Source organism: Streptomyces sp. NPDC044061 (assembly GCF_056434305.1).
In genome coordinates this window covers 1-11,463 of the sequence record NZ_JBWKFL010000098.1, presented here as the reverse complement: position 1 = coordinate 11,463, position 11,463 = coordinate 1, and the positions used below count along the sequence as shown (strand labels likewise).

Sequence of the window (11,463 nt, the reverse complement as noted above, 5' to 3'; positions counted from 1 at the left end):
AGCCCGGTGAACGGGGCTATCCAGGACGGCTCTGACGCCGTGATCACACCAGCCACATCAAGATCATCTCACCCGTGACCAGCAGCTACGGGACAGCTCTAAGTCAAAGGATTCGACACCTGGGTCACCTCGAACGACTCGGCGAGCTTCTCGACCCAGCAGGGGGAGGCAGCCAGCAGATAGGCGGTGGTCGACCCTCTCGGTTGAGGCGCTTGCATGGCGACTTTTGCTGCGCTCATTGTCCTCACGGCGCTGTGTCGTCCCAGGTGTCGAGGATGATGTCGCCGAGGCCTTCCCCGGTCGGGGTGGCGCTGCCGTCGAGGGCTTGCTCGGTCCAGATGATTTTGCCGGTGGGTGTGTAGCGGGTGCCCCAGCGGTGGGCGAATTGGGCGACCAGGAACAGTCCGCGGCCGCCCTCGTCGGTCATCTTCGCTCGGCGCAGGCGGGGTGAGGTGCTGCTACCGTCGGAGATCTCGCAGATCAGGGTGCGGTCGCAGATCAGCCGGACGGTGATGGGTTCGGTGCCGTAGCGGATGGCGTTGGTGATCAGTTCGCTGAGGATGAGCTCGGTGGTGAAGGCGGTCTCCTGCAGGCCCCAGTCCGCCAGCCGGCTGGCGCAGGCAGTGCGGACGGGGGCCACGGCCGCTGGGTCGGGGGGCACGTTCCACTCGGCGACCTGCGTAGGGCCCAGTCGGTGGGTGCGGGCCACGAGCAGAGCGGTGTCGTCGCTGGGCTGGGCAGGCAGCAGCGCTTCGATCACTTCTGCGCAGGTGGCCTCGGGGGTGCGGTCCGGTCCGGCCAGAGCGCCGCGAAGCGCCTGCAGACCGGTGTCCAGATCGCGGTAGCGGTTCTCGATCAGGCCGTCGGTGTAGAGGACCAGACGGGAGTTCTCGGGCACAGTGAGCTCGGCGTTCTCAAAGGGTTGTCCGGCACCCAGGCCCAGTGGTGGGGAGATGGGCAGTTCGGGGAAGGCCACGCTCCCATCAGGGTGGACTACCGCCGGCCCCAGGTGGCCCGCGGTGGCGGCGGTCACCCGCCCGGAGATGGGATCGTAGATGGCGTACAGGCAGGTGGCCCCCGTGATCCCCAGACCGTCCTCTTCGGCGGCATCGTCGGAGTGGGTCACTAGTTCGTCCAGATGGGCCAGCAATTCGTCGGGGGATAGGTCCAGGGCGGAGAAGTTGTGCACGGCGGTGCGCAGCCGGCCCATGGTGGCCGCGGCGTGCAGGCCGTGACCGACGACGTCGCCGACCACGAGGGCGACCCGGGTGCCAGGCAGCGGGATGACATCGAACCAGTCTCCGCCCACCCCTGCCGTGGCAGGCAAGTAGCGGTAGGCCACCTCAAGGGCCGTTTGCTCGGGCAGTGCACGGGGCAGCAGGCTGCGCTGCAGCGTGACGGCCACGGCGTGCTCGCGGGTGTAGCGCCGGGCGTTGTCAATGCTCACCGCAGCCCGGGCGGCCAGCTCCTCGGCAAAGGACACATCCTCCTGTTCGAACGGCGGCGAGGCCCCCGCACGCCAGAACTCCACCAACCCCAGCACCACCCCCCGGGCCCGCAGCGGAACGGCAAGCAGGGAGTGGATGCCATGGTCGAGGACCCGCCTCGCTCGTTCGGGATCCTGCGCTCCCCAGCCGCCAGCCGCACCCAGGTTCTTGACCAGAACCGATCGCCCATCGGCCATCCCCGCGGAGACGGGGTGGGCGGGGATGATCCGGATCAGCTCGCCGACCGGATAGAGAACACGGCCCTCTTCTGCACCTGCGACGGCGACCCGACGCATCTCGGTGCTCGCCCGCGGCGGATCCTCACCGCTCAGGACCGGGTCCAGCAACTCCACGGTGACGACGTCGGCGAACCGGGGGACCGCGACCTGCGCCAGTTCCTCGGCGGTACCTGTCACATCCAACGTGGTCCCGATACGCGCCCCGGCGTCATAGAGAAGATTCAACCGCTCGCGCGCCCTCTCGGCCCGGCCGGAGAGCTCCCGCAGCTCGGTGGTGTCCCTTAGCGTCACCACGCCGCTGATAGGCCCATACGGGACGGTGGGCCGCCTGTTCACCGCGAGAAGACGGTCAGCCGCCAGGTACACCTCGTCGGTAGCCGTCCGATCCGAGGCCAGCAACCCGACAAGACCCTCCTCAAGTCCCAGAGAGGTGACATGGTGCCCCTCCGCATCCGCCGGCAGATCCAGCAGCCGCCGTGCTTCATCATTCGCCAGCACCAGACGGCCGTCACCCCCAATGATCAACACCCCCTCCCGCACGGCATGCAGAACCGTGTCGTGATGTTCGTACATCCGCGTCATCTCGAGGGGGCCCAACCCATGTGTCTGCCGCCCCAACCGACCACTCACCAGGCCCACTCCGCCCGCAGCAAGAACAAGAGCCCCAGCAGCACTCCCGAACAACACCGGCAATTGCCGGCTCACCACATCCTGCACCTTCCGAACCCTGACCGGGGCGGAGACGATGCCGACGACCGTGCCGTCGGCGTCCTTCACGGGGACGGCCGAGATCACAGACAGACCCAGGGACCCTCGAAAAGTCCTCGTAAAGGCCCTGCCAGCCGCCGCCTCCTGATAAGGGCCGATGACGTGTTTCCCGACCTCACGCCGGTCGCTGTGGGCGAGGACGGTTCCATCTAGCCCATACACGATGATGGCATCAACATCCGCAGCTTTCCGATTCGCCTCGACGCGCGGCTGTAGAGCCGCCGTCGGGTCGCCGCTGTCCAGAGCCCCCACGATTCCCGGAGAGTTTGCGAACATTTGAGCGGCGGCAAGCGTGCGGCGCTGGGCATCGGACATGCTTTCGCGCCGAGCCTGCACCACAAGAACCACGACCGCGACGGCGACGAGCGACACCACCACCGCCAGCACGAGAAGGAACATCTGTCCAGCGAGGCTGCGCACGCTCAGCAGGGAACGCAGGCGCCGCAACAGCTGCCACCCCCCTTCAGGAGGTGGGCTGTGGTGATGTTGATGATGAGGAGACCGACCCAAAGCATCCCGTCCCGCCGAGTGAGGCAACCTACGCCAGGTCTGACCCATAAACCCATGCATAACCTATTTCTACACACTCAGGACTTATCAGGCTGATCATGTGACTGTTCCGCAGCTGTACCGTGATGAGATCAGCGGCCCATCACCCGAGCTGTCGGCGAGATCGCACCCTCCTCGCCCAGCACAATTGCGGTGGTGCCCGGCTGGACCGGTCTGCGCCCTTGGCGCCTGCGGACGGGTTCGCCCAGCCAAGGACATTGAGCTGCGCTCGGACGCCACCGAGGTTCAGGCCGGCCGACCTGTCGCTGGCCGAGGCAGACGCCGTGTATTCGTCTACGGCAACAGGAAACGGAACACAATTAAGGCCACAGTAGTCGCAGACCATCCGGGGCCGTACCCAGCTGCACTCAGTCCGCCACAGAGCAACTGCTTAGCAATCGTAGCCAGGTCCTCCCATGCCAGCGTGCGGGTTCGGATTGGCCACGCTCGGGAGTCTGGCGACGGCCCCATCTCCGTAGCGGCCATCGCGGGCTCGTCAGAGATGGCGTTACGGGGAGCTGAAGGTTCCGTCTGCGCCTGCGTAAGGCTTGTCGGCCGGCCTGGGAGCCGCACCATTCACACATGGCGACGATCTTGTGGTTGCGGGCGGCGGTCATGCAGACCGCACGGCTCGGCGGGGCGGGCGCTCTTGCCGAGTCGCGCGGCGCCGGGGTCACCCCCGCGAATGTGGCGAGACGGTCAGAGCTGAGGAGTTCGTACACGGCTTTCCGAACTGAAGCGCGAAACATCACACGACGACGCCAGCGAGTTGCACTCGTAGGCCATCCAGATGGAATGAGTGCAGCACAGGGCCTCGCTCGGGAGGACTTCAGTAATCCTGAGCCAGCCAGGCTTGCCGTGCCTTTATGCCTGAGGTTTACCCAGCCGAGCCCCTGTGGGAACCGACTCACCATGATGGATAAGGGGGCCTTGACCCTTGATCCTGGACACACGAGACACTGGATCCTGAGGATCTGAGAACGGACATCTCGTGGTCATGAAGAACTATCCGCCGGAGTTCAAGGCGGATGCGGTCGCGTTGTACCAGTCGCGGCCCGAGGCGACGATCCGGCAGGTCGCTGCGGATCTGGGGATCAATCCGGAAACCCTGCGGAACTGGGTCCGGGCGGCCGGAGCGAGCCGGCCCCGGGGGCGCCGGGCGGAGGCGCCCGCCGAGCCGCCGACGCCGTTGGAGGAGGAGAACGCCGCTCTGCGCAAGAAGGTCCGCGAGCTGGAGGAGGAGCGCGAGATCCTGCGCAAGGCGGCGAAGTATTTCGCCGGGGAGACGCGCTGGTGAACCGCTTCCAGTTCGTTGCCGACCACCACCGCCGCTACGGCGTGAAGCGGCTGTGCACCATCCTCGGCATCGCCCGCTCCAGCTTCTACTACTGGCGTCGGACGGCCGCGGACCGGGCCGCCCGGCAGGCGGCCGATACCCGCCTCGCCGCCCGGATACGGGCCGTGCACCGCGAGTAGCGCGGACAACGCGCTTGCCGAGTCCTTCAACGCGACGTTCAAACGCGAGACGCTTCAGGGCCGCAAGACCTGGTCCAGCGAACGCGAGGCCCGCCTTGACGCGTTCCGCTGGCTCAACCGCTACAACACCCGACGCCGTCACTCCAGCCTCGGACACCGCAGCCCGATCGCCTATGAAACAGCGTCCGAGACAACATCAACTACCCTGGCGCAAGCCGCATAGCCCGTGTCCAGGATTCGGGGTCAAGGCCGAGGCAACATCTTCGAAAGCTTCTGGCTTGGGCGCTCAGCCGCGCCCGACGTAGGGCATCGTCGTTGCCAGGACGGTGGCGAACTGCACATTGGCATCCAGGGGAAGTTCTGCCATGTGCCGCACGGTACGCGCCACGTCCGCCACGTCCATCACCGGCTCGACCGCTAGCTGGCCGTTCGCCTGCAAGATCCCCTGCTGCATCCGCTCGGTCATATCCGTGGCGGCGTTGCCGATGTCGATTTGGCCGACCGCGATCCGATAAGGGCGGCCGTCCAGGGAGAGCGACTTAGTCATGCCGGTCAACGCGTGCTTCGTGGCTGTGTAGGCCACCGACAGCGGGCGGGGGACGTGGGCCGAGATGGAACCGTTGTTGATGATCCGACCCCCGTGTGGGTCCTGCTCCTTCATCTGCCGGAAGGCGGCCTGTGCACACAGGAAGGCCCCGTTTAGGTTGGTGTCGACCACGTGCCGCCAGGCCTCGTATGGCAGGTCTTCGACCTGCACGCCGCCGGGACCGAACGTGCCGGCGTTGTTAAACAGCAGGTCAAGTCGGCCGAAGCGGTCGCGCACTGCGGCGAAAAGAGCCGCCACGTCCTCCGGACGTGACACGTCGGTGCGCACGCACAAGGTGTCACCCCTTGCTGCCTGTGGGTCTGCGAGGGCTTGTCCCTTCCTTCCTAGTGCGGATCCGCTAGCCTCGCGCGCGGCGGACAACGCCGTCTCCTCGAGGGTTTCTCGCCGACGACCAGCGAGCACCACCGACCAGCCGGAGCACATGAGTTCCACTGCCACCGCGCGGCCAATGCCGGAGCTGGCTCCGGTCACCACCGCGATCTTCGTCTGCATCTCACTCATGGCATGGCAGCGTACGGGCAGTCTGTCCTGTACCGCTCAACGATCCGCCATTCGGATGTTGTGTACGCGACGGAGGACAGTTGAGGGTCTTTGTGGATGCGGATACGCGACTGGTCGGGGCAGCCCGCTCGTTGCCAGCACGCGGCCGCGAACCTCCGCCGCAGCTCGCTCAGCACCGGGTGACCCTGCTCGGTGACGGCGTCTACCTCAACTGCGGGCTGGCGGTGTCACACCGCGACACCATCCGTACATCAAACCGCCAGTCGATCAGTCAAATTGGGACGGCACAGTGAGCTTCTTCAGCTTGGCCACCGATCGCGTGGTGGCCGCAGGGCCGAAACGCGCATGGCCCGCCTGTTGGTCGAGATATCTGATGTCTCGACCACCCAAGAAGGGAGCCTGTTGGCTACTTATCCTTGCGCACTGGACCTCCCGCATGCCCTCGTTGAGTGGGTCACGATGCTGATCGTCACCCGCGAGGGTGGCTGGCGGTGCAAGATCCGTCCCTCCCACCGGGCCATGGCGGCCCTGGTGTACCTGCGTGAGCACACCAGGCTCGCCAAGACCGCCGCAGGCTTCCGGACTAGCGAAGCCACCGCCCATGCCTATGTACACAGCGTGACCACGCTGCTCGCGGACAGTGCCCCCTCTCCCACCCGCGCCCTTATGACGGGCCAAGCCAGAGCAGGTCCTGGTGGACGGCACCATCGCCGAGTGGGACCGGGTCGCCAACGGGTAACGCCACTACTCCGGCAAAGTCCGATGGCAAGGTGTGAACCTCCGGGCGTTCATCGGGGCTGATCGGCGAACTGTCTGGTACTCGCCCGACTTGTCGGCCGCACCATGGACATTTCCGCCGCACGCACCCACCGCATCATCACAGTGTGTAAACGTCTGAAGATGTCCGTCCTGGCCGACACAAGCCTACGAAGGAGCCGCGAACTGACCGTGCACCAGAAGAACGTCAACCGCGCGCATTCCGACTCCGCAGCCCAGTCGAACGGGCCTTCGCCCGGCTCAAGTCCTGGCGGATCTTCTGCCGCCTCCGCTGCAGCCCCAACTGCCTGACGTCAATGACCAGAGCCGTCCACACCCTGGAGAGTCACCGCTGAAGAAGCTCGGTGTCATCGGACAAACTGGCATTGCCCCTGGCGTCCGATGCTGGACAGATTGTGGGTGGCGGAAGGAATACGGAGTGGTCAGGATGGTGGTTGACACGGGTGGCCATGCCCCATCGCTACTCTAAGCGGCCGCGCCGTCGATATTGCTACTGGAAACACCGTGCGTCTTCTGAGCCACGGTCTGACAGGAGAACTTCATGACGACTTTGCAGATTTTCGACCGCCTCGAGTCCGAAGTTCGTGGGTTTATCCGCTCATTCCCGGTCGAACTGAGCACGGCTTTCGGTACCACGCTTGTCACTGTAGACGGCACCGAATACCTTGACTTCTTCGCCGGTGCTGGCGCCCTTAACTACGGACATAACAACCCGATCTTTAAGCGAGCACTCGTCGATTACATCAACCGCAACGGGATTACACACGGCCTCGATCTCGCAACCACCGCGAAGCGCGAGTTCATGGAGTCGTTCGAGCAGCACATTCTCAAGCCGCGCGGGCTCGACTATAAGTTGCAGTTCACCGGGCCGACCGGTGCGAACGCTGTCGAGGCCGCACTAAAGCTCGCCCGTCAGGTCAAAGGTCGAGCAAACGTTGTGGCCTTCACTAATGCATACCATGGCGCGAGCGTTGGGTCTCTCGCCGCCACTGGAAGTAAGAAGACGCGCGGCGCAGCTGGCATCCCGCTGGCCCACGTGACTCGCCTTCCCTACGACGGGTATTTGGGGGAGGAAGTCGACACTCTCGACCTTCTCGAAAAGCTCCTCAAGGATCCTTCCAGTGGCGTCGACGCTCCGGCTGCGGTCATCGTCGAGGCCGTTCAAGGCGAGGGCGGGATTAACGCAGCCAGTCTGCAGTGGCTCAGGCGCTTGCGTGAAATCACCGAATGCCAGGGCATTCTACTCATCATGGACGAGATTCAGGCGGGGGTCGGCCGTACGGGCACCTTTTTCTCTTTTGAAGCAGCTGGCATCGTGCCCGACATCGTCACTGTGTCGAAATCGATCTCGGGCTATGGGTTGCCGATGGCCCTCGTACTACTCAAGCCCGAACTCGACGTGTGGGAGCCTGCCGCGCACACCGGCACCTTCCGGGGAAACAACTTGGCGTTCGTCACCGCCAAGGCAGCGATCGAGCATTACTGGACCGACGACTCGTTCCAGCAGGAGATTGCGCGCAAAGCCGACATTCTTGCAGTCGGCCTAGACCAGCTCGTGGCAGACTTTCCCAGGTACCAGCTCGCCCTCCGAGGCCGTGGGCTGATGCGCGGACTTGTCGCCTCCAATGATCGTACCTGGGCTAGTCGCATCGCCCGGCGCGCTTTCGAGCGGCAGATGGCTATCGTGACATCGGGCCCACACGGCGAGGTCCTCAGGTTCCTTACCGCCCTCACTATCGAAGACTCCGAGCTCCATCGGGGTCTGGAGATTCTCCGCGTCGCTATTGCTGACCTCGCTTCGAGCGGCCACTCATAGATAAACGCCCGAGAAAAGCCGAAGTGTGTGGATGACAGGGGCAGAATTGCGAAGAGCCGCTTTGGATCTGACTGACGGGGCGGGTGGTGGTGCAGAAGAGGTGCAGCTCTTAAAGGTGTTCAACCCGGCAGATTTCCATTTCTGTCCAGCAGGTTACTCGCCAGAACGGCGCGGGCTCGTCCTTTATATGTTTGGTGAGCTTGTCGATCGAAGCGATGTGGACATCGTCTCGGAAATGGTGGTAAGGGCTTCGTAATCGCGGGCCAGGCGTCGGCGCAGCATAAGCCAACCCGACCTAGGCTCGACTGCGCAGCGTCTTTTGACGACGTGGAAGCCGCGAACTCTGGAGTTTCTGCTGACGACTTCGACATTGATTCCGAGGGTGGAAACGGTCGGTAGGTCTGCGTACTTGGGTGAAAAGGCGCATACCTAACGCGTTGTCCGAGAGGCTCGCGACGGTGACGGTGACGGCGAGGGGCAGCCCGATCTTGTCGTCGTCCATCCGAGCCGGCCCCCCGCCAGCGGGAATGCCGAGCATAGGAGGACTCGCGGGAGACCCGTAATCGCAGTGCGACGTGCCAGCGTCACCCCATGCAGGAATAACTCAGCGCCATGAACGCACTTGATCCCGCTGAGCCCGCTGCTTACGGTCAGACCGCCCCCATCGGGGTACCGCATAACATCGGGATACGCCCACCAGTGAGATTATCGTCACTTTCAGGATGTTACACAGGGCAGTGATCGGGCAGGTCGGGGCCTGTGAGGCATGTTGTACTTCTCATGCGGCCGATGACATGTTGCACGCGGGCGCGGAACCGGCGGCGCTCTGCGTTGCCGTCCACCTCGCCCTTCACAGACGGCACATCGCCGCGATCGACCACCGGCGCCAGGCGTGTGCCCACGTCGGCCCCGGGTGCGAGCCCGCGGCGGCGTCATCGAGAGCGCGGCCTCGAAGACGATGTATGCCGCCAGCGTCGCCGCAGTCATTTCACCTGGGCCATACATCCTTCTTCCACAGGCCCACCCCTGCTCGTCGCGCTCCAGCGCCCAGCGGGCGGGGGACTGCCAGGACCAGCGGTGCCGGTGCAGTAGCCGCCACAACCCCACCGATAAGCAGGCCAACTGGTTTTCGGCGAGATCCACTCCCTAATCGGGGTCAGGCCCGCCGCTGGTCTTCCCAGCAGTGCACGGCCGACCACGTGTCAGTTCCTGCTCCAGCTCGGCGATCTGATGCTTCTATTGGCTGCCTGTCTTCCCGTGACGACTCGGCCACTCGCTGGCGCTCCCAGCTAGAGCAGCCGGGAATCTTCCGTGTCATAGCCACCACCCGGCATGACACCGTGGTCACCCGCTGGGTGATCGCCCCCCCACGATGTTCACCGGCCTTGCCTGCGGAAATGGAAGCGCCGTCATGCAGTCGCGAGGCTCACGGCCTGCGGTCTCGCATCGAGGTCAATCACGTTTGGTGACCTGATCCGCATCGCGGGCAGCCGAAGGGCCATCGAGGAATGCTTCGTGCGACACGAGGCTGCTTGAGCTGAGTGAACTCACCGAGAGGAGGTTCCGTTGAGGAAGGTGTAGTTCCGGGCCAGTGTTCAGGGACTGTCCCCGCCCCGGCGTGCGTTCCTGGTAACGGGAGGGTGCGAAGCCCGGGGGAAAAGCCCAAGGACTCCTGTTCCATCCGGGAGTTACAGGCAAGGGGAATGAGTGGACGGGTGAATGCGAATGAACCCTTGGCTATGCCTCGTAACTTCGACCCCCGCCGATGGAGTGCTCCAGCGGGGTACAGGACTGGCCGCTGAGAAGCGGCAGGCGCCGGCTGGAGAGAAGCAGTCAGTCGGGAGAACACCGCCGTCCCGGGGTAGAGAGGGCACCCACCCCACTCACATCTCGCTCATGCAGAACGTGGAAACCCCGCAGGGGTCCTGTTGCCATCACGCAACGGGTAGGCCGACCGCAAGGAAAGCTCAAATCCCCGGCGGGAACAGGATGACCCAAGAAGCGAACGCCGGTGGCCGAAAGGCAACAGGAAACCGGGACACAACAGCTGGTCACTCCGCAGCCATCCCGCATAACTGGCCGGACAGGGTCCAGGTGACCCAGCCCGAAAGGGTGCTGACGTGGGTCAGGTGAGCCTGCGAAGAGGACGATGAAGAGGGCGACGGAACTGAAGGACACGTTAGACGCCGTGCCGCCGAGCGGCCCGGTGAACGGACCGGAAGACGAACTACTCGACTGGCATGCGATCGACTGGGATGCCGCCGAGGAGAACGTACGTCGTCTGCGCCAGCGAATCTTCGCGGCGTCGCAGGCAGGGGACCTGAAGAGGGTCCGCAACTTGCAGAAACTGATGCTCCGCAGCCGCAGTAACACGCTGGTCAGCGTGCGACGGGTGACGGAGATCAACGCTGGTCGCCGGACGGCGGGCATCGACGGCAGAGTCGTGCTCACAAACCCAGGAAAAGCCGAGCTGGCCACCTGGGTCCAGCACAACTCAGCTCCGTGGAAGCCCAAGCCCGCCCGACGTGTTTACATTCCGAAGAGCAACGGAAAGCGGCGTCCCCTCGGGATTCCCGTCATCATCGACAGAGTCCTGCAAGCCAAGGCAGTCAATGCCCTGGAACCCGAATGGGAAGCCCGGTTCGAGCCGAAGTCCTATGGGTTCAGACCGGGAAGGGGATGTCAAGATGCGATCCAGGCGATATTCACGGTCGCGCACGGGAAGACCCCGAAGCGGAAGTGGGTACTGGACGCGGATCTGGCAGCGGCATTCGACCGCATCGATCACGTTCACCTCATCGAGATGCTGGGAACCTTTCCCGCGACGGGAATGGTCACGCGATGGCTGAAGGTAGTCATCGAGAAGGAGTGCTTCACCGCAACTGAGGAAGGAACACCTCAAGGCGGTGTGATCAGTCCCCTCCTGCTCAACATTGCTCTCCATGGAATGGAAGAGGCTGCCGGAGTCCGCTATTTCACCGGCGGATCACACGCCGGCGAAACAAGACCGGGCTCGCCGGTGCTGATCAGATACGCTGACGACCTGCTTGCCTTCGCTCACTCCAGAATCGAGGCCGAGCAGATCCAGGCGCGACTGACCACCTGGTTGAAACCCAGAGGTCTGGTCTTCAACGAGGACAAGACGAGCATCGTCGTGCGGCACGAGGCCGCTCGGAGTGAGTGGATACGTAGATGGGAGGGCCGGCTGATGTCGGTGACGTAGTCCCAGGCCAGTGCTCAAGA

General features: G+C 64.3%; 5 protein-coding genes and 3 pseudogenes. 4 read left to right on the top strand and 4 right to left on the bottom strand.

The genetic code is table 11. The features are described 5' to 3' along the window. Positions 1–244: 244 nt before the first annotated feature. Positions 245–2,893, bottom strand: a complete 2,649-nt coding sequence (locus AC07CM_RS49160; RefSeq protein ID WP_478883099.1) for a SpoIIE family protein phosphatase — start codon at positions 2,891–2,893, stop codon at positions 245–247. A gap of 1,141 nt (positions 2,894–4,034) precedes the next feature. On the opposite strand from AC07CM_RS49160, the pseudogene AC07CM_RS49155 reads away from it, so the two are divergent. After that, positions 4,035–4,742, top strand: a pseudogene (locus tag AC07CM_RS49155) (transposase). Positions 4,743–4,805: 63 nt separating this feature from the next. On the opposite strand, the gene AC07CM_RS49150 reads toward AC07CM_RS49155, so the two are convergent. After that, positions 4,806–5,627 carry an SDR family oxidoreductase gene (locus AC07CM_RS49150; RefSeq protein ID WP_478883097.1) on the bottom strand — a complete coding sequence of 274 codons (822 nt, stop codon included), beginning with the start codon at positions 5,625–5,627 and terminating at the stop codon, positions 4,806–4,808. A gap of 402 nt (positions 5,628–6,029) precedes the next feature. On the opposite strand from AC07CM_RS49150, the pseudogene AC07CM_RS49145 reads away from it, so the two are divergent. Together AC07CM_RS49145 and ectB are read left to right on the top strand one after the other, a co-directional pair. Further along, a pseudogene (locus tag AC07CM_RS49145) lies at positions 6,030–6,739 on the top strand (transposase family protein). Positions 6,740–6,945: 206 nt separating this feature from the next. Then, a complete protein-coding gene (gene ectB / locus AC07CM_RS49140) occupies positions 6,946–8,220 on the top strand; it encodes a diaminobutyrate--2-oxoglutarate transaminase (protein ID WP_478883096.1) in 1,275 nt (424 codons plus the stop codon). A gap of 109 nt (positions 8,221–8,329) precedes the next feature. Here ectB and AC07CM_RS49135 read toward each other — a convergent pair. After that, positions 8,330–8,713 (bottom strand): annotated as a pseudogene (locus AC07CM_RS49135) (transposase family protein); the annotation flags it as partial. A 224-nt stretch (positions 8,714–8,937) separates the two neighbouring features. Then, positions 8,938–9,327: a winged helix-turn-helix domain-containing protein gene (locus tag AC07CM_RS49130; RefSeq protein ID WP_478883098.1), complete on the bottom strand. Its 390-nt coding sequence runs from the start codon at positions 9,325–9,327 to the stop codon at positions 8,938–8,940. Between the two features lie 1,042 nt (positions 9,328–10,369). Between AC07CM_RS49130 and AC07CM_RS49125 the strand changes: the two genes are divergently transcribed. After that, complete coding sequence (locus AC07CM_RS49125) at positions 10,370–11,443, top strand: reverse transcriptase domain-containing protein (RefSeq protein WP_478883095.1); 1,074 nt, start codon at positions 10,370–10,372, stop codon at positions 11,441–11,443. Positions 11,444–11,463: the final 20 nt, after the last annotated feature.